18 protein-coding genes and 1 tRNA gene are annotated in these 20,362 nt (G+C 71.9%); 6 read left to right on the forward strand and 13 right to left on the reverse strand.

What is annotated here, in order from left to right; genetic code table 11:
* Positions 1 to 48 precede the first annotated feature (48 nt).
* Together CLT72_RS12400 and CLT72_RS12405 are read left to right on the forward strand one after the other, a co-directional pair.
* Entirely contained in the window at positions 49 to 798 is a 750-nt protein-coding gene (locus CLT72_RS12400) for an SDR family oxidoreductase (RefSeq protein ID WP_199184560.1), read from the forward strand.
* Between the two features lie 47 nt (positions 799 to 845).
* Positions 846 to 1,211 carry a MerR family transcriptional regulator gene (locus CLT72_RS12405; protein ID WP_101415122.1) on the forward strand — a complete coding sequence of 122 codons (366 nt, stop codon included), beginning with the start codon at positions 846 to 848 and terminating at the stop codon, positions 1,209 to 1,211.
* A 115-nt stretch (positions 1,212 to 1,326) separates the two neighbouring features.
* Here the strand turns inward: CLT72_RS12405 and polA are convergent, their stop codons facing one another.
* The 11 genes from polA to CLT72_RS12460 all read right to left on the reverse strand — a co-directional run bounded on the left by polA (position 1,327) and on the right by CLT72_RS12460 (position 13,920).
* A complete protein-coding gene (gene polA / locus CLT72_RS12410; RefSeq protein WP_101411736.1) occupies positions 1,327 to 4,026 on the reverse strand; it encodes a DNA polymerase I in 2,700 nt (899 codons plus the stop codon).
* A gap of 169 nt (positions 4,027 to 4,195) precedes the next feature.
* Positions 4,196 to 5,005, reverse strand: a complete 810-nt coding sequence (locus tag CLT72_RS12415; RefSeq protein WP_101411738.1) for an amino acid ABC transporter ATP-binding protein — start codon at positions 5,003 to 5,005, stop codon at positions 4,196 to 4,198.
* Positions 5,002 to 5,982 carry an amino acid ABC transporter permease gene (locus tag CLT72_RS12420; protein ID WP_101411740.1) on the reverse strand — a complete coding sequence of 327 codons (981 nt, stop codon included), beginning with the start codon at positions 5,980 to 5,982 and terminating at the stop codon, positions 5,002 to 5,004. Before CLT72_RS12420 ends, CLT72_RS12415 begins: the two co-directional genes overlap by 4 nt.
* Before the next feature lie 2 nt (positions 5,983 to 5,984).
* Positions 5,985 to 6,896 carry an ABC transporter substrate-binding protein gene (locus CLT72_RS12425; protein ID WP_101411742.1) on the reverse strand — a complete coding sequence of 304 codons (912 nt, stop codon included), beginning with the start codon at positions 6,894 to 6,896 and terminating at the stop codon, positions 5,985 to 5,987.
* Positions 6,897 to 6,929: 33 nt separating this feature from the next.
* Positions 6,930 to 7,640: an ABC transporter ATP-binding protein gene (locus tag CLT72_RS12430; protein WP_101411744.1), complete on the reverse strand. Its 711-nt coding sequence runs from the start codon at positions 7,638 to 7,640 to the stop codon at positions 6,930 to 6,932.
* A complete protein-coding gene (locus CLT72_RS12435; protein ID WP_101411746.1) occupies positions 7,630 to 8,475 on the reverse strand; it encodes an ABC transporter ATP-binding protein in 846 nt (281 codons plus the stop codon). The genes CLT72_RS12430 and CLT72_RS12435 overlap by 11 nt, the downstream gene beginning before the upstream one ends.
* A complete protein-coding gene (locus tag CLT72_RS12440; protein WP_101411748.1) occupies positions 8,468 to 9,577 on the reverse strand; it encodes a branched-chain amino acid ABC transporter permease in 1,110 nt (369 codons plus the stop codon). The genes CLT72_RS12435 and CLT72_RS12440 overlap by 8 nt, the downstream gene beginning before the upstream one ends.
* Positions 9,574 to 10,524 (reverse strand): branched-chain amino acid ABC transporter permease, encoded by a 951-nt coding sequence (locus CLT72_RS12445; protein ID WP_101411750.1) that lies wholly within the window; start codon positions 10,522 to 10,524, stop codon positions 9,574 to 9,576. The genes CLT72_RS12440 and CLT72_RS12445 overlap by 4 nt, the downstream gene beginning before the upstream one ends.
* Positions 10,525 to 10,631: 107 nt before the next feature.
* Positions 10,632 to 11,792, reverse strand: coding sequence for a branched-chain amino acid ABC transporter substrate-binding protein (locus tag CLT72_RS12450; RefSeq protein ID WP_101411752.1), 1,161 nt, complete (start codon positions 11,790 to 11,792; stop codon positions 10,632 to 10,634).
* A 259-nt stretch (positions 11,793 to 12,051) separates the two neighbouring features.
* Positions 12,052 to 13,218 carry a hypothetical protein gene (locus tag CLT72_RS12455; RefSeq protein ID WP_101411754.1) on the reverse strand — a complete coding sequence of 389 codons (1,167 nt, stop codon included), beginning with the start codon at positions 13,216 to 13,218 and terminating at the stop codon, positions 12,052 to 12,054.
* An 81-nt stretch (positions 13,219 to 13,299) separates the two neighbouring features.
* Positions 13,300 to 13,920, reverse strand: coding sequence for an ANTAR domain-containing response regulator (locus CLT72_RS12460; protein ID WP_101411756.1), 621 nt, complete (start codon positions 13,918 to 13,920; stop codon positions 13,300 to 13,302).
* 94 nt (positions 13,921 to 14,014) lie between these two features.
* Between CLT72_RS12460 and CLT72_RS12465 the strand changes: the two genes are divergently transcribed.
* Together CLT72_RS12465 and CLT72_RS12470 are read left to right on the forward strand one after the other, a co-directional pair.
* Positions 14,015 to 14,092, forward strand: a tRNA-Leu gene (locus CLT72_RS12465).
* Between the two features lie 15 nt (positions 14,093 to 14,107).
* Positions 14,108 to 14,875, forward strand: coding sequence for a terminase gpP N-terminus-related DNA-binding protein (locus CLT72_RS12470; protein WP_284039041.1), 768 nt, complete (start codon positions 14,108 to 14,110; stop codon positions 14,873 to 14,875).
* Positions 14,876 to 14,962: 87 nt separating this feature from the next.
* Here the strand turns inward: CLT72_RS12470 and CLT72_RS12475 are convergent, their stop codons facing one another.
* Positions 14,963 to 16,141, reverse strand: coding sequence for a trans-sulfuration enzyme family protein (locus tag CLT72_RS12475; RefSeq protein ID WP_101411758.1), 1,179 nt, complete (start codon positions 16,139 to 16,141; stop codon positions 14,963 to 14,965).
* 83 nt (positions 16,142 to 16,224) lie between these two features.
* Here CLT72_RS12475 and CLT72_RS12480 point away from each other — a divergent pair, with 83 nt between their 5' ends.
* Entirely contained in the window at positions 16,225 to 16,704 is a 480-nt protein-coding gene (locus tag CLT72_RS12480) for an Lrp/AsnC family transcriptional regulator (protein ID WP_101411760.1), read from the forward strand.
* Positions 16,705 to 16,774: 70 nt separating this feature from the next.
* On the forward strand, positions 16,775 to 17,785 hold the full coding sequence (locus CLT72_RS12485; RefSeq protein ID WP_374208804.1) for an LLM class flavin-dependent oxidoreductase: 1,011 nt from the start codon (positions 16,775 to 16,777) through the stop codon (positions 17,783 to 17,785).
* A gap of 283 nt (positions 17,786 to 18,068) precedes the next feature.
* On the opposite strand, the gene CLT72_RS12490 is transcribed toward CLT72_RS12485, so the two are convergent.
* Complete coding sequence (locus tag CLT72_RS12490; RefSeq protein WP_101411762.1) at positions 18,069 to 20,324, reverse strand: rhamnogalacturonan lyase family protein; 2,256 nt, start codon at positions 20,322 to 20,324, stop codon at positions 18,069 to 18,071.
* Between the last annotated feature and the right edge of the window lie 38 nt (positions 20,325 to 20,362).

A 20,362-nucleotide genomic window follows, 5' to 3' on the forward strand; every position in this document is an offset into this window, starting at 1 on the left:
CGCCGCTCTTGACCCTGCCACTGACGTCAGGGTCCGACGATGCGCGCCATGAGTCGCACACAGCGCAGGATCGTCGTCGTCACCGGGGCGGGCACCGGCATCGGACGGGCCACCGCCCACGGGTTCCGCGCCCGGGGCGCGCACGTAGTCGCCGTGGGCCGACGGGCCGCGCCCCTGGCGGAGACCGCCGCCGGTGACGCCGGCATCGAGCCGCTGGTCGCCGACGTCACCGCACCCGGCGCCGCCGAGTCGATCGTCGGCGCCGTCACGCGGCGGCACGGCCGCCTCGACGTGCTGGTCAACAACGCGGGCGTGGCCGGCGGCGGTCCGCTCGGTTCGCTCGCCCCCGAGACCGTCGAGCGCCAACTGGCGACGAACCTGGTGGCGCCGCTCCTGCTCACTAAGGCGGCGGTGCCGGCGCTGACCGACAGCCGGGGCGTCGTCGTCAACGTCACCACGTCGGTCGGGTCGCGGGCCTGGCCGGGCAGTTCGCTGTACGCCGCGGGAAAGGCCGCCCTGGACTCGCTGACCCGCAGCTGGGCGGTGGAGCTCGCGCCGTACGGGATCAGGGTGGTGGCGGTCGCGCCCGGCGCCGTCGACACCCCGATCGGCGACCACCAGGGGTTGACGCCGCAGCAGCGTGCAGAGGTACGCCGGTGGCAGGTGGCGCGCACGCCGCTGGGACGCGTCGGCCGCCCCGAGGAGGTGGCGTGGGCGATCCTGCACCTCGCCGACCCGGCGGCCGGCTTCGTCACCGGCGTCGTGCTGCCGGTCGACGGCGGCGCCGTGATCGCGTGACGGCGCCGCGCGCCGCACTGGTAGAACGGTGCCCGGAGGTGCGGACCATGCTGATCGGCGAGCTGGCGGCGGCCACCGGCGCCACGCCGCGCGCGCTGCGACACTACGAGCGGCACGGGCTGATCGGCTCCCGGCGGGCCCACAACGGCTACCGCGTCTACGACGCGCGGTCGGTCGGCCGGGTGCACAACATCCGCCACCTGCTGGCCGCCGGCCTGACGCTCGACGACGTGCGGACGTTCCTGCCCTGCCTCGACGGGGACGTGGCCGCCGCCGCGCCCGCGCCGGCCGGCGTCCGGGTCGCCCTGGACCGGCTCGCGGTGCTCGACGCCCGCATCGCGGCGCAGACGGCGGTACGCGACCGGCTGGCGGCGGCCCTGCGCGCGGCGGGCACGGCCGTCCCGGACGGCTGACGGCGACGCGGGCCTTGCCCCGATCACGTCCGTCCCGCGCGGTTCGACTGGCGACGCCGGCCCTGCCGCCTTCCCCGGGCAGGGCCGGCGCCGACGCGCGGCGGGTCGGTGCCCGTCAGTGGTCGGCGCTGTTCCAGTCCCGGCCCTCGCCGACGGAGACCTCCAGTGGCACCGACAGCGGGTGCGCCCCGCCCATCTCGCGCCGCACCAGCGCCTCCAGGGTCTCCCGCTCGCCGGGGGCCACCTCGAAGACCAGCTCGTCGTGCACCTGGAGCAGCATCCGCGAGCGCAGGCCCGTCTCCCGCAGGGCGGTGTCGACGTGCAGCATGGCGACCTTGATGATGTCGGCCGCCGAGCCCTGGATGGGGGCGTTGAGCGCCATCCGCTCGGCCATCTCCCGGCGCTGCCGGTTGTCGCTGACCAGGTCGGGCAGGTAGCGGCGGCGGCCCAGGATGGTCGAGGTGTAGCCGTCGTGGCGGGCGCGGGCGACGACCTCCTGGAGGTAGTCGCGCACTCCGCCGAACCCGGCGAAGTAGTTCTCCATCAGCCCGCGCGCCTCCTCGGCGGTGATCCCGAGCTGCTGGGAGAGGCCGAACGCGCTCAGCCCGTACGCCAGGCCGTAGTTCATCGCCTTGATCTTGCGCCGCTGGTCGGCGGTGACCTCGTCCACCGGCACCTCGAAGACCGACGAGGCGGTGGCCGCGTGGAAGTCGGCGCCGGAGTTGAACGCCTCGATGAGCGCCTCGTCCGACGACAGGTGCGCCATGATCCGCATCTCGATCTGGCTGTAGTCGGCGGTGAGCAGGCAGTCGTAGCCCTCCCCCACCACGAAGGCGCGTCGGATGCGGCGGCCCTCCTCGGTGCGGATCGGGATGTTCTGCAGGTTGGGCTCGGTCGAGGAGAGCCGACCGGTGGCCGCCACCGTCTGGTTGAAGGTGGTGTGGATGCGGCCGTCGTCGGAGACCGACTTGAGCAGCCCGTCGACGGTCGTCTTGAGCTTCGCCACGTCGCGGTGGCGCAGCAGGTGGGCCAGCACCGGATGCGGGTTCTGCGCGTGCAGCCACTGGAGGGCGTCGGCGTCGGTGGTGTAGCCGGTCTTGATCTTCTTGGTCTTGGGCAGGCCCAGCTCGCCGAAGAGGATCTCCTGCAACTGCTTCGGCGAACCGAGGTTGAACTCCCGGCCGACCGACTCGTACGCCCCCTGGGCGGCGGCCTTCACCTCGGCGGCGAAGTGCGCCTCCAACTCGGAGAGGTAGTGCGTGTCGGCAGCGATGCCGGTGCGCTCCATGCCGGCGAGCACCCGCATCAGCGGCAGCTCCACCCCGGCCATCAGCCGCGCCGACTGCTCGCCGTCGCGGGACAGCTCGGCGTCGATCGCGTCGGCCAGGTCGAGGGTGGCGCGGGCCTGGAGCATGAGGTTCTGCTCCGCCTCGCCGTCGTTGCCGAGCCCCTCCAGGGTGAGCTGGCCGGTCTCCGGGGCGTCGACCCGCAGCTCGCGGTGCAGGTAGCGCAGGGCCAGGTCGGTCAGGTCGTAGGAACGCTGGTCGGGGCGGGCCAGGTAGGCGGCGATCTGCGTGTCGCGCAGGATGCCCTCCAGGCGCCAGCCGTGCGCGGCGAACGCCAGCACCGCCGGCTTGCTGTCGTGCAGGACCTTGGGCCGTCCGGCGTCGGCCAGCCAGGCCGCCAGGGCCGCCTCGTCGGTCGGCTCCAGGGTGGCGGGGTCGACCCAGGCCGCCGCGCCGCCGGCGGTGGCCAGCGCCAGCCCGGTCACCGAGGCGGTGTGCCGGCGGTTGGGGCCCGTGTCGAGCTTCGCGGCCACGCCCACCGGGGTGTCGGCCGGCGCGTGCGTCTCCAGCCACCCGGCGAGCGCCCCGGGCTCGGTGAGCACCTCACCGGTCAGGTCGAACCCGGACTCGGCCTCCGGCTCCACCGCCTCCAGGTACTGGTAGAGCCGGTCGCGCAGGATGCGGAACTCGAGCGTGTCGAAGACCTGGTGGACGGCCTCGCGGTCCCACCCCTCCCAGCGCGTGTCCTCGGGGCGCAGCGGCAGCTCCAGGTCGGAAACGAGGCAGTTGATCTCGTAGTTGCGGATCACGTCGGCGAGCCGCTCGCGCAGGCTGTCGCCGGCCTTGCCCTTGATCTCGTCGGCCCGCGCGATGACCCCGTCGACCCCGCCGTACAGGTTGATCCACTTGGCGGCGGTCTTCGGGCCGACGCCCGGGACGCCGGGCAGGTTGTCGCTGGTCTCGCCGACCAGGGCGGCCAGGTCGCGGTAGCGCTGCGGGGGGACGCCGTACTTCGCCTCGATCGCCGCCGGGTCCATCCGGGCCAGGTCCGAGACGCCCTTGCGCGGGTAGAGCACCGTGATCTGGTCGCCGACGAGCTGGAACGCGTCGCGGTCGCCGCTGCTGATCAGCACCGACATGCCCTGGTCGCGGGCCTGGCAGGCGAGGGTGGCGATGATGTCGTCGGCCTCGAAGCCCTCCTTCTCCACCACCGGGATGCGCAGCGCCGCCAGGACCTCCTTGACCAGGCTGACCTGGCCCTTGAAGTCGGTCGGGGTCTCGCTGCGGCCGGCCTTGTATTCCGCATATTTCTCGGTGCGGAAGGAGCGGCGGGAGACGTCGAAGGCGACCACGATGTGCGTGGGCTGCTCGTCACGCAGCACGTTGATCAGCATGGACGTGAAGCCGTAGACGGCGTTGGTCGGCTGCCCCGTCGTGGTGGAGAAGTTTTCCACGGGCAGGGCGAAGAACGCCCGGTATGCCATGGAATGTCCGTCGACGAGGAGCAGGCGCGGCGTCGTAGCTGTCACGGCAGCGACTCTAGCCGTCCGCTCCGACACTCCGGGACACCGGCACGGGCGCGCCCGGCACGGACGTCACCGCCAGGAGGCGCGGCCGACACGGACCTCACCGCCGGGGGCGGACATCGCAGGCTCGGGCGCCGGCGCGGCCCGGACGGGGACCGCGCCGGCATCCGGCTCAGAGCACCTTGGCCAGGAACGCCTTGGTCCGGTCGTGCCGGGGGTTGGCGATCACCTCGCGGGGCACCCCGGACTCGACCACGACGCCGCCGTCCATGAAGACCAGCGAGTCGCCGACCTCGCGGGCGAAGCCGATCTCGTGGGTGACCACGATCATCGTCATGCCGTCGCGGGCCAGGTCCTTCATCACGTCGAGCACCTCGCCGACCAGCTCCGGGTCGAGCGCGCTGGTGGGCTCGTCGAAGAGCATCAGCTTCGGCTGCATCGCCAGCGCCCGGGCGATCGCCACCCGCTGCTGCTGCCCGCCGGAGAGCTGGCTCGGGTAGTTGCCGAGCTTGTCGCCCAGCCCCACCCGCTCCAGCAGGGCGGCGGCCCGGTCCCGGGCGGCGGCCTTGGACTCGCGGCCCAGCAGCACCGGCGCCTCGGCGACGTTCTGCAGGGCGGTCATGTGCGGGAAGAGGTTGAACCGCTGGAACACCATGCCGATCGCGCGGCGCTGGGCGGCGACGTCCTTTTCCCGCATCTCGTGCAGCTTGCCGCCGCGCTCGCGGTAGCCGATCAGGTCGCCGTCCACCCAGATGCGGCCGGCGTTGATCTTCTCCAGGTGGTTGATGCAGCGCAGGAACGTCGACTTGCCGGAGCCCGAGGGGCCCAGCAGGCAGCACACCTCGCCGCTGCGGACCTCCAGGTCGATGCCCTTGAGCACCTCGATCGACCCGAACGACTTGTGCACCTGCTCGGCCCGCACCATCGGCGTGGAATCCGCCGTCGCTCCGCCGGCCGGTGCCGGCACCGTCAGCTCGGTCATGCGCCGCCCGCCTTCCCGGTCGTGCCGCCGCTCTCCGCCGTGATCGTGCGCAGCCTGGTCCTCGCCCGCCCGCTGCGCCGCACGCCCTTGGAGAAGTGCCGCTCCAGGTAGTACTGCCCGACCAGCAGCACGCTGCTCAGCAGCAGGTACCAGAGGGTCGCCGCGACCAGCATCGGGAAGACCTGGAAGGTCCGGCTACCCACGGCTCTGAGCTGGAAGAACAGCTCCATCGAGACCGGCACGAAGGCCACCAGCGAGGTGTCCTTGAGCATGGCGATGGTCTCGTTGCCGGTCGGCGGCACGACCACCCGCATGGCCTGCGGCAGCACGATGCGGCGCAGGATCTGCGACCGCCGCAAGCCCAGCGCCTGGGCGGCCTCCGTCTGCCCCTCGTCGACCGACTGGATGCCGGCCCGGACGATCTCCGCCATGTAGGCGGCCTCCGAGAGACCCAGCGCCAGCGCGCCGGCCACGAACCCGGTCAGGATGTCCACCGTCGAGAAGCCGAACAGCCGCGCCTCGAAGTCGTCGACCCCGAACAGCGCGCCGATCTGCCGGTCGAAGGGCAGCCCGAACTCGATGCGCGCCCAGAGGATGCCCAGGTTGCCGAAGAGGATCGCCAGCACCAGCCGGGGCACCGCCCGGAAGAACCAGGTGTACGCCCAGGCGACGCCGCGCAGGATCGGGTTCTCCGACAGCCGCATGACGGCGATGACGACGCCCAGCACGATGCCGATCAGCATGGCGGTCACCAGCAGCGCGAGGCTGCCGCGTACCCCCGCCATGATCGGCGGGCGGAACATCTCGTCGACCATGAACGGCCAGTTGAACGCCTTGTTCGTCACCAGCAGGTGCACGAACATGGCCACCAGCACCCCGATCACGGCGACGGCGACCCACCGCCCGGGATGCCGCACGGGCACGGCCTGGATGGGTTCCGGCCGTGCCCGTTCGGGTGTGTCTGTTCCGACTGACATGGTCAGCTGGTCGGGTTCAGCGCCGGAGTCGTGATGGCGCCGCCCTCGACGCCCCACTTCTTCAGCGCGCCCTCGTACGTGCCGTCGGCGATGACTGCCGCGACGGCCTCCTTGAGCACCTCGGCGAACGCGGCCTGGTCCTTCTTCACCGCGTAGCCGTACGGGGCCGACTCGTAGATGTCGCCGAGCAGCTCCAGCTGGCCGCTGCTCTGCTTCACCGCGTACGCGCCGACCGGGGAGTCGGCCAGCATGGCGTCGTCCTTGCCGCTGACCACGGCGGCGGTGGCGTCGCTCTGCGCCTGGTACTGGTCGATGGTGATCGCCGGCTTCCCGGCGTCGGTGCACTTCTTCGACCGGGCGGTGATGTCGTCGAGCTGTACGGTGCCGACCTGCACGGCGATCTTCTTGCCGCAGGCGTTCTCGGGGTCGACCTTGGCCGGGTTGCCCGACTTGGTCGCCCACTGGGTGCCGGCGGAGAAGTAGCTGACCATGTTGACGGTCTTCATCCGCTCGGCGTTGATGGTGAACGACGAGACGCCGACCTCGTACTTGCCCGAGTCCACGCCCGGCAGGATCGCGTCGAACGGCGCCGACTCGTACTCGGCCTTGAGGCCGAGCTTCTGCGCGACCGCGTTGAACAGCTCGATGTCGAAGCCGACGACCGTCTTGCCGTCGGCGTCGAGGAACTCCGCCGGGGCGTACGTCGAGTCGGTGCCGACCTTGAGCACGCCGTCGGCCTTGATGGCGTCGGGCACCTTCGCGGCCAGCGCCGAGTCGGCGGCGGCGGTGACGCTGGGGCCGGCGCCGGGCTGCTCGGTGTTCTCCTTCTCGCCGCAGCCGGCCAGCGAGAGGGCGAGCAGCGCGGCGCCGGTGACGCCGAGGGCGGCCCGGCGGCCACCACTGATGAGGAACATGGGGTACTCCTTGCGATGAGGGGTGACGGCCGGTCAGGCCACGCCGAGGTAGGCCTCTTTGACCGCCGGGTCGTGCAGCAGCTCGGCGCCGGTGCCGCTCTTGACGATCCGGCCGGTCTCCAGCACGTACGCCCGGTGGGCCCGGGCCAGCGCCTGCTGGGCGTTCTGCTCGACGAGCAGGACGGTGGTGCCCTGCTGGTTGATCTCGACGATGATGTCGAAGATCTGCTGGATCAGCATCGGGGCCAGGCCCATCGAGGGCTCGTCGAGCAGCAGCAGCTTCGGCCGGCTCATCAGGGCCCGCCCGACGGCCAGCATCTGCTGCTCGCCGCCGGAGAGGGTGCCGCCCTGCTGCCTGCGCCGCTCGGCCAGGCGCGGGAAGAGCCCCAGCACCCGGTCGAGGTCCTGGGCGATACCGGCCCGGTCACGCCGGGTGTACGCGCCCATGTCCAGGTTCTCCAGCACCGTCATGCCCGGGAAGATCCCGCGGCCCTCGGGGGCCTGGCACAACCCCCGCCGGACCCGCAGGTCCGCCCGGAGCTTGGTGATGTCCTCGCCGTCGAACCGGATGCTGCCGCTGGCGACCGGCCGGATCCCGGAGATCGCCCGCATCGTGGTCGACTTGCCGGCGCCGTTGGCGCCGATCAGGGCGACGATCTCGCCCTCGTCCACCGTCAGGCTGATGCCGTGCAGCGCCTGGATCCGCCCGTAGAGCAGGCTCACATCGTCGATCTCAAGCAGCATCGTCCGGCACCCCCAGGTACGCCGCGATCACCTTCGGGTTCTCCCGCACCTCGGCGGGCAGCCCCTCGGCGATCTTCTTTCCGAACTCCAGCACCACGATCCGGTCGGTGACCCCCATGACCAGGCGCATGTCGTGCTCGATGAGCAGCACGGTCACGCCGGTGTCCCGGATCTGCCGGATGAGCTGGAGCAGTTCCTCCTTCTCCGCCGGGTTGAAGCCGGCGGCCGGCTCGTCCAGGCAGAGCAGCACCGGGTTGGTGGCCAGCGCGCGGGCGATCTCCAGCCGCCGCTGCTCTCCGTAGGAGAGGTTGCGGGCGAACTCGTGCATCCGCTTGCGGATGCCGACGAACTCCAGCAGGCGCTCGGCCTTCTCCCGGCTCTCGCGCTCCTCCTTCCAGTACCGCGGCAGGCGGAACAGCGCGGAGATGACGCTCGTCTTGTTGTGCGCGTCCGCGCCCACCAGGACGTTCTCCAGCGCCGTCATCTCCGGGAAGAGGCGGATGTTCTGGAACGTCCGCGCCATGCCCATCTTGGTGATCTGGTGCCGCTTCTTGCCGCTGACCTTCTGGCCACGGAACCGGATCTGCCCCTCGGTGGGCTGGTAGATGCCGGTCATGGCGTTGAAGCAGGTGGTCTTGCCGGCGCCGTTCGGGCCGATCAGACCGAGGATCTCGCCCTTGTAGAGGGTGAAGTCCACCTCGTTCAGGGCGACCACGCCGCCGAAGCGCAGCGTGACCTTGTCGACCTCCAGCAGCGGCTCCCGGGTGGGCACCGCCTCCACGGCCGGCGCGCCGGCCTGCGCCGGAACGACCGGCGTCTGCTCGGTGTCACTCACCGACGGTCACCTCCTTGCGACGATCCTTGAACTCCGCCGCACGTCGTCGGTTGGGGATCAGACCCTCCGGCCGGAAGATCATCATGACCACCAGCACCAGGCCGAAGAACAGGAACCGGTACTCGTACAGCTCGACGCCCAGCAGCTCGATGCCACGGAACCGCTCGATCATGTACGCCACCAGGCCACCGCCGACGATCGCGCCGACGATGTTGCCGGAGCCACCGAAGATGACCGCGGCCAGGATGATGATCGAGTTCAGCAGCTCGAAGTTCTGCGAGTTGACGAAGTTCTGTTTACCGGCGAACAACGCGCCGGCCAGGCCCGCGATCGCGGCGCCCGCGGCGAATGCCCAGAGCTTGAACTTGAACGTCGGCACGCCCATGAGCTGCGCGGCGTCCTCGTCCTCCCGAATGGAGATCCAGGCCCGCCCGACCCGGCTGTGGGTCAGGTTCCGCACGCCGATGACCACCAGGATGATCAGCGTGAGCACCAGCCAGTAGTACGGCCGGGCGTCGAGCACGCCGAAGACCGGCTTGCCGTCGGCGAACTCGCCGGGCGGGTGCGGGATCTGGTTGAAGCCCCGCTGGCCCCGGAGGAACTCGGAGCTGACCGCCCCGATCCGGATCATCTCGGCGAAGCCGAGCGTCACCAGCGCCAGGTAGTCGCCGCGCAACCGCAGGGTCGGCGTACCGAGCATCACGCCGGAGACCATCGTCAGGGCGATCGCCACCGGCACCGCCAGCAGCCACGGCCACAGCGTCTTGAGGTTGCTGCTCGGCGACGTCAGCACCGCCACGGTGTACGCGCCCACGGCGAAGAAGCCGAAGTAGCCGAGGTCGAGCAGGCCGGCGAAGCCGACCACGATGTTCAGGCCGACGGCCAGCAGCACGTAGATCGAGACGGTGAACATCACCTGGGTGAAGTTCGCGCCCGGGGTCGGGATCGGCCCGAGGTACTGGTAGAACTCCTTGTTCGGCAGTGCGTAGAAGAACACGATCACCGCGGCCAGCAGCGCCCAGCGCACCCAGCGCGGCGCGTGGTGCCACCGTTCGCCGACCGCCTCGCGGCCGGAGCGCACCTTGTCCAGAACGGTCGTCATGCCCGTGCCCTCCCCAGCGACTCGCCCAGCAGACCGGTCGGCCGGAACATCAGCAGCACCACCAGCAGTGCGAAGGCGGCGAAGTCCTTCCACTGCGTGCCGAACAGGCCGGAGGCGTAGTTCTCCACCACGCCCAGCAGCAGGCCGCCGAGCAGCGCACCGCGCAGGTTGCCGATGCCGCCGAGCACCGCGGCGGTGAACGCCTTCAGGCCGAGCAGGAAGCCGACGCTGTAGGTGAGGGTCTGGATCCGCACGTCGTAGAGCAGGCCGGCGACGCCGGCCATGCTGCCGCCGGCGATGAAGACGATCATGATGATCCGGTCCTTGTTCACGCCCATCAGCGCGGCGGTGTTGGCGTCCTGGGCGACCGCCCGGATGCCGCGGCCGACCCGGCTGCGGTTGATGAACATGTCCAGCGCGATCATCATCACCAGCGCGGCGCCGATCGTCAGCAGCTGGACGGCGTCGATCGGCACGCCGAAGATCTCGAACAGCGGCTTGGAGCTGACCAGCGACGGTGCGCCCTCCGGGCGGCGACGGGTCCAGATGCCGAACGCCTCCGCGATGGCGATGGACGCGCCGATCGCGGTGATCAGGAAGGCCAGCGGCGGGGCGTTGCGCTTACGCAACGGCCGGTACGCCACCCGCTCGATGACCGTTGCGGTGGTCGCCGAGGCGATCGCCGCGACGACCATCGCAACGAGAAGGTAGAAAATGATCGAGCCGACGCCGCTGACCTGCGAGTTCTGGTCGAGACCGAACCAGTTCCAGGTCCAGATCGCGAAGAACGCGCCGGCGATGAAGACCTCGGAGTGGGCGAAGTTGATGAGTTTCAGCACGCCGTAGACCAGCGTGTAGCCCAGCGCGACCAGGGCGTAGATGGCACCCTGCGTCAGGCCGGTCGTGGTGAGTTCTCCGAAGTTGGAGAACAGTCCGTCGAAGTTCAAGGGAGGGACGCTCCATCAGGGTCTGGAGAGAAAAATGGGGTGCGGCCGGGAGCGAGCTCCCGGCCGCACCCGCGATCACAACTCAATCGCCGTAGCAGCGACCGGCGTCAGGACTTCGGGATCTCCTGGTCGGGGACGACCTTGCCGCCGACGACCTTGAAGGCCCAGACCTTGACCTGCGCCGGGTCGAGCTCGCCGCCCTCGACGAACTTGTAGGTCGCCGCGACGCCCTCGCCGCTGTAGCCCTTCACGAACTCCAGCAGGCCCTCACGGGTGGTCTTGCCCGCCTTGATGCCGGCGAGCAGGATGTTCGCCGCGTCGTAGGCCGTGTCGCTGTAGGTGCCCGGCTCGCTGCCGTTGAGCGCCTTGAACTCCTCCTTGAAGGTGCCGCGCGCCTCGGCGGCCGGCTGGCACGGGCAGGTGAGGATGGTGCCCTCGGCCGCCGCCGCACCCGCGGAGGTGATGTACGCGGCGTCGTTCACGCCGTCACCGGCGATCATCGGGGCGGTGATCCCGGCAGCGGTGAGCTGCTTGCGGATCAGGCCGGCCTCCTGGTAGTAGCCGCCGTAGAAGATCGCGTTGACGTTCGCGGCCTTGACCTTGGTGACGACCGCGGAGAACTCGGTCTGCTTGCCGTCGCCCTGGACCTTGTCCGAGCCGACGACCGCCGGGCCGAGCAGCTTCTTGACCTCGTCGGCCAGGCCGGCGCCGTACGCGGACTGGTCGTCGATGACGTAGACCTTGTCGGCCTTCAGCACGTTCTTGATGTAGTTGCCGGCCCCCGGGCCCTGGCTCAGGTCGTTGCCGACCGCGCGGAAGAACGTCTTCCAGCCCTGCTTCGCCAGCGTCGGGTTGGTCGCGGACGGGGTGATGGTCACCAGACCGGCCTCGTTGAAGAGCGGACCGGCGGCCTCCGACTCGCCCGAGTAGGCCGGGCCGACGATGCCGAGGATCTTCGCGTCGTCGATGGCCTTCTGCGCCAGACCGGGCGCCTGGTCCGGGCTGCCCTGCGAGTCCAGGGGAACCAGCTCGACCTTGCAGTCGGCGTTCTCCTTGTTGTACTTGTCGACCGCCAGCTTGACGCCGTTGTTCTCGTTGATGCCGAGCGCCGCCGACGGACCCGTCAGCGCGCCGAAGAACGCGATCTTGTTGCCGCAGGCGTCGCCACCGGACGCCGTGTCGTCGCTACCGCTGGAGCATGCGGTGCCGCCGGCGACGAGCGCCAGCATGGCGACCCCACCGATAACGCGCGCGAGCTTCTGCCTCAAGGCCCGAACCCTCCTCCGTCCCATGGTCCGAACCACCCGCTGCCGATTGGCCCTTGCGGGGGCGGACGAACCAGACCGTCGTCGCCGGTCTGGGGCCGGACGCTATCCCACCTTTCAGCTGTGACGAAAGCCCCAGGGGAGCGGGTTGACCGAACCGTTACACGGCGTGGCGGATTCGAAACGATCGCTGTAAGAACCGTCGGCCGCGAAAGCCGCTCACCTTCGTTTCGTCGGTAACGGGTCGAACCCCGTCGACCCCCTACCGATCGACGGTCGGCAACCCGACTGACCAGGCATGGGACGCCTCCCCGTCATCGGACACCAACAGCAGTCGATCGCCCTGCGACGCCACCGCCACGGCGGTGTTCCCACCATCCGGCACAGGGGTCGGCATGACCATCAGTCGCCACGAATCCCCCGAATCGACGGAGAGCCACACTCCGTGACCACCGCCGTCCCCCGTCACCGCCACCAGATCCCGCCCCGCCGGCACCAGGGCGTGGACCGTGGACACCCCCGGACCGGCCGCGCCGAACCCGCCGGCCCGACGCCACTCGTCACCCACCAGCCGCCAGGTCGCGAACCCGTCGCGCACCGGGCCCACCGCCACCACGGCACCGCCGACCGACGCCACCCGCTGCGCCTGGCCACGCCCGTCCGACGCCGGCAGCGCCACCCGCCGCCAGGCCCGCCCGTCGACCGAGGACCAGGCCACGGGCGCCTGGGCCGTCGCGCCGGACGGCAGCACCGCGCCCACCGCCCACCACCCCGACGGCACGGCCACCGCGTCGTACGCGACCGTCCGGCCCCGCCCGTCGCCGGCCAGCTCCGCGACGCCCTCGTGGATCGTGAACCGCTCGCCGTCCGGCGACGTCCACACCGCCGCCCCGTCGACCCGCGCCCCCGCGATCAGCCAACCGGCCGGGCCCGCCGCCAGCCGCGCCACGCTCACCGCGCGCGGGCCCGCGTACAGCTCGAAGGGTGCGGGCGCCTCCCGCAGCTGCCCGCCCGGCGCCTGCGACCAGGTGCCCGTGCGCGGGTTGCCGTGCGCGCCGCCGTTCTTCGCGCCGAGCGCCGCCAGCCGGCCGTCGCGGCACGCCGCCGCGTAGAGCACGTGCTGACGGCCGTAGTGGCTCGACGGCGACACCGGCAGGGCCGCCCACGAGACGCCGTCGGTGCTGCTCCAGGCGGCCGGGCGGGTCTCCCCCGCCGCGTCGGCCAGCCCGCCGACCACGTACCACCGGCCGGCACAGGCCACGGCGTCGCGCAGCAGCGGCCGGCCGGACGCGCCCGGCGGCGCGGGCAGGGTCAGCGGCTGCCACCGCGGCCGCAGCGGCTCGTCGGCGGGCTCCGCCGGGGCCCGGTCGCAGCCGGCCAGCAGCACCACGAGGGCGCCGAGCACCGCCACCAGCCGCCTCGTCCACATGGATCAGATGCTATCGATCCACGGCCCCCGCGAGGAGTCCCCGGAGCGCACGGCGGCGTGTCGCGCCGTCCCGTGGGGCGGTCAGGAGGTGGGCTGGGCGACCTCGCCGCCGGCGGTCTCGGCGAGGATCCGCTCGGCGACCTCCTTCATGGTCATCCGGTGGTCCATCGCCGTGCGCTGGATCCACTTGAACGCCTGCGGCTCGCTCATCCCGTACGTCGTCATCAGCGCGCCCTTGGCGCGCTCGACCGTCTTGCGGATCTCCAGCCGGTCGGTCAGCCCCGCGACCTCCGCCTCCAAGGCGGCGATCTCCGAGTAGCGCGACAGCGCGATCTCCACCGCCGGGACCAGGTCGCTCTTCTGGAAGGGCTTCACGAGGTACGCCATCGCGCCGGCCGCCCGCGCGCGCTCCACCAGGTCACGCTGGCTGAACGCGGTCAGGATGATCACCGGGGCGATCCGGGCGCCAGCGATCCGCTCGGCGGCGGCCAGGCCGTCCATGATCGGCATCTTGATGTCGAGGATGACCAGATCCGGCTTCAGCTCCTCGGCCAGCCGGACGGCGGTCTCCCCGTCACCGGCCTCGCCGACGACCTCGTACCCCTCCTCGACCAGCATCTCGGCGAGGTCCAGCCGGATCAGCGCCTCGTCCTCGGCGATCAGAACGCGCCTGCGCTCGACGTCCGTCTGCGTCTCGGCCACGAGCCACTCCCACCAGTCTGTGCTCGACACCCGCGATGCCGGGTGTCGCCGCCCTTAGCGTAGTGGGTAGTCTGTCAGGGTCGAATCGTGGAACGCCCTCGTAGCCCAACCGGCAGCAGGCAATGGACTCAAAATCCATACAGTGTGGGTTCGAATCCCACCGAGGGCACCAGAAGCTGTCGCACCTATGTTCGATAGTGGCGAGGTGCATCCATCCGAGATCCGCGCTCGCGCCCGGCGGTTGTACCTCTCAGGAGCGAGCATCGCCGACACCGCCCGCAGCGTCGGCCTCTCCTACCACACCGTATGGCACTGGTGTCGTGATCGGCCAGAACCGCTCATGCGGCCGACTGCGCTGCGCTGCTTCCGTTGCCGCCCAGCCATCGGCGATCCGACAGACCTGGCCTCCTACGCCTACCTCCTGGGCCTCTACCTCGGCGACGGCCACCTCGTCACGACCGCACGCGTCCCGGTACTACGCATCTACTGCTCGGACGCCTGGCCCGACCTGATCACCCGCTGCGAGCAGGCCATGCGAGACGTGCTGGCTGGTGCGGTGCAGCGGGTGCAGAAGCAGGGCTGCGTAGGCGTACAGAGTTACGGCAAACACTGGCCGTGTCTGCTGCCCCAGCACGGGCCCGGCAAGAAGCATGAACGGCCGATCGTCCTCGCCGACTGGCAGAAGGAGATCATCACCAGGTTCCCGGGTGACTTCGTGCGCGGCCTGTTCCACTCCGACGGATGCCGCTTCGCCAATCGGGTCACCGTCCGTGGCAGGAGCTACGTCTACCCCCGCTACATGTTCACCAACGAGTCGGCCGACATCATGGGCCTCTGCCAGTGGGCGTTGGACCTGCTCGGCATCGCGTGGCGCATGAACCGCCGCAACTGCCTGTCCGTGGCCCGCCGGGAGGCCGTCGCCGCCCTCGACCGCCACGTCGGCCCGAAGTCCTGACCGTGCCGCCCGGCGGCTCCCACTGCGGGGCGACTCGCGGCAACGGGGCAACCGACTCGCGGCAACGGGGCGACGGCGTCGGCCCGGTCAGCCGAGTGCGGCGAGGGCCTGGGACAGGTCGGCGCGCAGGTCCTCCGGGTCCTCCAGGCCGACGGAGACGCGCAGCAGGCCGCCGCACGGCTTGGCCTCGCCCTCGACGGGGCGGTGGGTCAGCGAGGCCGGATGCTGGATGAGGGTGTCGACGCCGCCCAGCGACACCGCGTGGGTGATCAGCCGGCAGGCGTTGGCCACGGCAGCCGCGGCGGAGGCGCCGCCGCGTACCTCGAAGGCCAGCAGGCTGCCCGGGCCGCTCATCTGCCGTCCGACGAGCCCGGCGGGGTCGCGCAGCGACGGGTGGTGCACGACGGCGACGGCGGGGTGGGTGGCGAGCCAGGCGGCGAGCTTCTCGGCGCCGGCCTGCTGGGCGCGCACGCGCACCGGCAGGGTCTGCAGGCCACGGTGCAGCAGGTACGCGCCGAGGGGGTGCAGGATCGCGCCGGTGAGGGCGCGGACCTGGCGCAGCCGGGCGGCCCAGTCGGCGTCGCAGGCGACCACGCCGGCGAGGACGTCGCCGTGTCCGCCGATGCTCTTGGTGGCGCTGTGCAGCACGAGGGCCGCGCCGTGGCGGGTGGGCTGCTGGAGCACCGGGGTGGCGACGGTGTTGTCGACCAGCAGCGGCACGTCGCCGGCGGCCCGGGCGAGGGCGGCGATGTCGACCAGGTCGAGGGTGGGATTGGCCGGGGTCTCGGCGATCACCAGGGCGGTGTCGGGGCGGACGGCGGCGGCGACCTCGTCCGCGCGGGCCCAGGTGACGGTGGTGCCGAGCAGGCCGGTGGCGAGCACGTGGTCGGTGCCGCCGTAGAGGGGGCGGACGGCGACGAGGTGCCGCTTTCCGTCCCGGGTGGCGGCGAGCAGGGTGGCGGTGAGGGCGGCCATGCCGCTGGCGAAGGCGACGGCGTCGGTGGTGCCTTCGAGGTCGGCGAGGGCCGTCTCGAAGCGGGCCACGGTGGGGTTCCACAGGCGCTGGTAGACGGCGCTGCCGCCGACGGGGAGGGTGCCGCCGGTGGCGAGGGCCTCGTACGCGTCGCCGCCGGCGTCGACCGACGGCAGCGGGTTGGTGGTGGAGAAGTCGATGGGCGGCACGTGGACGCCGAGGGCGGCGAGGTCGTCGCGGCCGGCGTGCACGGCTCTGGTGTCCACGGTCGTCATGCCGGAAGGATCGAACATAGCGCCAACCCGAAGCAATAGTTCCGAACATCATTCGGTAATTCCCCTTGGAGGCGCGGGCTGGTTCGATGGAAGATGCCTGCATGCCCCTTGCGACGAATGATGTGCGGCGGTTCGCCGACCTGGACGACACCGACCGCGCGATCCTGTCGGAGCTGGCCGCCGACGGCCGGCTGCCGAACAACGCCCTCGCCGAGCGGGTGGGGGTGGCCCCCTCGACCTGCCTGACCCGCACCCGCGCCCTGCGGGAGCGCGGGGCGATCCGGGGGTTCCACGCGGAGGTGGATCCGGCGGCGGTGGGGCTGCCGTTGCAGGCGCTGGTGTCGGTGCGGTTGACCGCGCACGAGCGGGCGGCGGTGGACGCCTTCCGGGCCCGGTCCGTGCGGCTGCCGGGGGTGGTGGCGGTGTTCCACGTGGCGGGCGCGGAGGACTACGTGCTGCACGTGCGGGCGGCCTCGGCGGATGCCCTGCGGGACTTCGTGCTGGACCACCTGGCCGTGGACCCGGCGGTGTCGCACACCCAGACGAGCCTGATCTTCGAGCAGGCGCGCGGCATGGGGTGAGGCCCGGCGGGCACCGTGAGCACGGTCGCGCAGGGGAACAAAGCCGAGGTGGGCGGGGTTGGCCACTCGTGTGATCAACGTACCGCTGTCTGTTCTCGATCTCGCCCCCGTCGCGGCCGGCGCCACCGCCGGCGCGGCGCTGCGGCACACCACCGAGCTGGCCCGACGTACGGAGGAACTCGGGTACCGCCGGTTCTGGGTGGCCGAGCACCACAACATGCCGGCGATCGCGAGTTCCGCCCCGGCGGTGCTGCTCGCGCATTTGGCGGCGCACACGTCGACGATCCGGCTGGGCTCGGGCGGGGTGATGCTGCCCAACCACGCGCCGCTGGTGGTGGCCGAGCAGTTCGGCACGCTGGAGGCGCTGCACCCAGGCCGCATCGACCTGGGCATCGGCCGCGCCCCGGGCACCGACCAGGTGACCGCGCTGGCGCTGCGCCGGACGATGGAGGGGCTGTCGGCGGAGGGCTTCCCCCGGGAGCTGGCGGACCTGATGAACTACTTCAGCGGTGAGCGGCCGGGGCCGATCACGGCCACCCCGGGCCTGGGCGAGCAGCCGGCGGTCTGGCTGCTCGGCTCCAGCGGGTTCAGCGCCCAGCTGGCGGGGCTGCTGGGCCTGCCGTTCTCCTTCGCGCACCACTTCAGCGCACAGAACACGGTGCCCGCGCTGGCGCTGTACCGGCAGCACTTCCGGCCGTCGAAGTGGCTGGACGCGCCGTACGCGATGGTGGCCGTCAACGCGGTCTGCGCGGACACCGACGAGCGGGCGGAGTGGCTGGCGGGGCCGGCGGCGCTGTCGTTCCTGCGGCTGCGCTCGGGTCGGCCGGAGCCGCTGTCGACGCCGGACGAGGCGGCGGCGTACCCGTACACGCAGGCCGAGCGCGAGTTCGTGCGCCAGCGCCGCGACGGGCAGGCGACGGGCTCGCCCGAGACCGTACGACGGCAGCTCGACGAGCTGCTGGCGCGCACCGGCGCCGACGAGCTGATGCTGACCACGCTGGTGTACGACGTGGCCGACCGGGTGCGCTCGTACGAGCTGATCGCCGAGCACGTGGCCGGTGGCCTGCGCCGCGAGGGCTGAAACACGATCTTCACGTCGGCGTCACCGGGGCGACGCGTGGCCCGCCTAGGTTTGTCCTCGGTGGTGGTACGGCATTCCCGGTCGGGACGGGTCGGGGATGCCGCGGTGTGGGGCACCGGGCCGGAGCTGTGCGGATTCCGCGGCTGCGGCCCGGTGCCTTCTGCTCTCATCCCGCGACCGTGACCCTCTGCACCCCGCGACCACGGCCGGGGCCCGCTTCATCCCGCGACCGGTAGCCGGCCGACGGAGCGCCGCGAGGCGCCGCCGCCGGCCGGTGCCGGGCTCAGCGCAGGTGGATGTCGGGCGTGGGCGGGGCGGCCATCTGGTCGCCGAGGAAGAAGCCCGGGTGCGGGGGCTGGTTGTAGGCGGTGTTCTGCCAGGCGACCGCCACCCGGTACTGCGGGTCGTGCATGAGCGTGTGGATCCGGGTGCCGGTGGGCGTGGGCGTGCTGTAGATCCGCAGGGCGCGGCTGTCGCTGGTGCGCCAGACGACCTCCTCCCGCCAGTCGCCGAACAGGTCGGCGGAGAGCGCCGGGGTCGACTTGGTGCCGTTGTTCGCCGCCACGCCGCTCGCGGTGAGCAGTCGGGCGTCGCCACCGGTGCCGTACTTGTCGATGCGGGTGCCGTCGAGCAGCTCCCGTACGGGGTCGCCGTCCCACCAGGCGAGGAAGTTCGCCGAGGACGGCCGGCGCCCGACGACGGCTCCGGTGGCGCCGTAGAGGTCCGTCATGTGGGTGCCGGCGCCCCAGAACTCGGCGCCGGGACTGCCGGCGTGGATGTCGGCGGCGACGCCCCGGCCGGGGCCCTCGACTCCCCCGTTGTTCGGTCGCTGCCAGACGACCTGGCCGGTGCGGGCGTCGTGCAGGTCGGCCGCCGGCTGGTTGCCGGACTCGTGGATCGTGAAGACCTCCAGGCCGGCGCGGCCGGGGACGAGGTCGCCGACGTGCAGGGCGTCGCCATGGCCGAAGCCGGTGGCGTACCTGAGGCGGCCGTCGTCGTCGATGGTCGCGGAGCCGTACACGATCTCCTGCCGGCCGTCGGCGTCAACGTCGGCCACGGAGAGGTTGTGGTTGCCCTGGCCGAAGGCGGCGCCGTTGCCCGAGACGTTCGAGTCGAAGGTCCACCGCTTGCGCAGGGTGCCGTCGCGGAAGTCCCAGGCCGCCACGACCGCCCGGGTGTAGTAGCCGCGGGCCATCACCAGTGACGGGCGCCGCCCGTCGAGGTAGGCGGTGGCGGCGAGGAAGCGGTCGACCCGGTTGCCGTAGCTGTCGCCCCAGGAGGAGACCGTGCCGCGCGGAGGGTCGTAGGCGACGGTGGAGAGGACCGCGCCGGTGCGGCCGTCGAACATGGTCAGGTACTCGGGGCCGGCGAGGACGTACCCGCTGGAGTTGCGGTGGTCGGCGGTGGCGGAGCCGATCACCTGGCCGGTGCCGGAGCGGGTGCCGTCGGCGGTCTTCATGGCCACCTCGGCGCGGCCGTCGCCGTCGTAGTCGTACACCTGGAACTGGGTGTAGTGGGCACCGGCGCGGATGTTGCGGCCCAGGTCGACGCGCCACAGCCGGGTGCCGGTGATGGTGTACGCGTCGACGTACACGTTGCCGGTGTAGCCGGACTGGGAGTTGTCCTTGGCGTTCGACGGCTCCCACTTGACCACGAACTCGTAGTCGCCGTCGCCGTCGAGGTCGCCGACGGAGGCGTCGTTGGCGGAGTACGTGTAGCTCTCGCCGCTGGGCGTGCTGCCGCCGGGCGGCACCTGCAACGGCACGTCGAGGTAGCCGGCGGGAAACCGGAGCGCGGCGGCGGAGGGGGCCTGTTCCGTGCCGCCGACCACGGCGCGCACGGTGTAGGTGGCGTCCGCCGCCGCGCCGCCGTCGAGGTAGTTGGTGGCCCCGGTGATCGGGCTGCCGTTGACCCTGGTCGCGCCGCGGTAGAGGTTGAACGCCACCCCGGTGGTCTCGGTGCCGAGCAGCCGCCAGGAGACCAGGTTGCCGGTGCCGGAGCGGACGCTGACCAGTCCCCGGTCGAGGTCCTCCATCTGCACCGCCCCGGCCGGGGGCTCGGTGGGCGGCGGGGTGGTGGGCGGCGCGCTGCTCGGCGGCGGCGTGGTCGGGCCGCCGGTGGGCGCGGCGCCGGTGCAGGCGGTGCCGTTGAGGGCGAAGCTGGTCGGCGACGGGTTGCTCCCGGTCCACGAGCCGTTGAAGCCGAAGGCGGTGCTCGCGCCGGTGGCGATCACCGCGTTGTGGTCGACGTTGCGGGCGGTCACCTGGGCGCCGGACTGGGTGACGAGCGCGTTCCACGCCTGGGTGACCTGCTGACCGGCGGCGTACGACCAGGTCAGGGTCCAGCCGTTCACCGGGTCACCGAGGTTGGTGACGGTGACGTCGGCGCCGAAGCCGCCGGGCCACTGGTTGGTGATCCGGTGCTCGACGCGGCAACCGGCGGCGGCCGCCGTGGCGGTGAGGGTGGGCAGCGTACCGGCGACGAGTGCGGCCGCGGCGGCTGCGGCGAGCAGCGCGACGCGGCGGTGGGTGAAGGGCATGGTGGGGTCCTCCGAAGAGGTCGGGCGCGCGGGGGCGT

The organism is Micromonospora sp. CNZ309, assembly GCF_002846525.1.

What these genes read in the sequence shown, in the direction of transcription:
- CLT72_RS12400 (WP_199184560.1), top strand. Translation starts at nt 49, where the DNA reads ATGAGTCGCACACAGCGCAGGATCGTCGTCGTCACCGGGGCGGGCACC.
- CLT72_RS12405 (WP_101415122.1), top strand. Translation starts at nt 846, where the DNA reads ATGCTGATCGGCGAGCTGGCGGCGGCCACCGGCGCCACGCCGCGCGCG.
- CLT72_RS12415 (WP_101411738.1), bottom strand. Translation starts at nt 5,005, where the DNA reads ATGACCGAGCTGACGGTGCCGGCACCGGCCGGCGGAGCGACGGCGGAT.
- CLT72_RS12420 (WP_101411740.1), bottom strand. Translation starts at nt 5,982, where the DNA reads ATGTCAGTCGGAACAGACACACCCGAACGGGCACGGCCGGAACCCATC.
- CLT72_RS12425 (WP_101411742.1), bottom strand. Translation starts at nt 6,896, where the DNA reads ATGTTCCTCATCAGTGGTGGCCGCCGGGCCGCCCTCGGCGTCACCGGC.
- CLT72_RS12430 (WP_101411744.1), bottom strand. Translation starts at nt 7,640, where the DNA reads ATGCTGCTTGAGATCGACGATGTGAGCCTGCTCTACGGGCGGATCCAG.
- CLT72_RS12440 (WP_101411748.1), bottom strand. Translation starts at nt 9,577, where the DNA reads ATGACGACCGTTCTGGACAAGGTGCGCTCCGGCCGCGAGGCGGTCGGC.
- CLT72_RS12455 (WP_101411754.1), bottom strand. Translation starts at nt 13,218, where the DNA reads ATGTGGACGAGGCGGCTGGTGGCGGTGCTCGGCGCCCTCGTGGTGCTG.
- CLT72_RS12470 (WP_284039041.1), top strand. Translation starts at nt 14,108, where the DNA reads ATGTTCGATAGTGGCGAGGTGCATCCATCCGAGATCCGCGCTCGCGCC.
- CLT72_RS12475 (WP_101411758.1), bottom strand. Translation starts at nt 16,141, where the DNA reads ATGTTCGATCCTTCCGGCATGACGACCGTGGACACCAGAGCCGTGCAC.
- CLT72_RS12480 (WP_101411760.1), top strand. Translation starts at nt 16,225, where the DNA reads ATGCCCCTTGCGACGAATGATGTGCGGCGGTTCGCCGACCTGGACGAC.
- CLT72_RS12490 (WP_101411762.1), bottom strand. Translation starts at nt 20,324, where the DNA reads ATGCCCTTCACCCACCGCCGCGTCGCGCTGCTCGCCGCAGCCGCCGCG.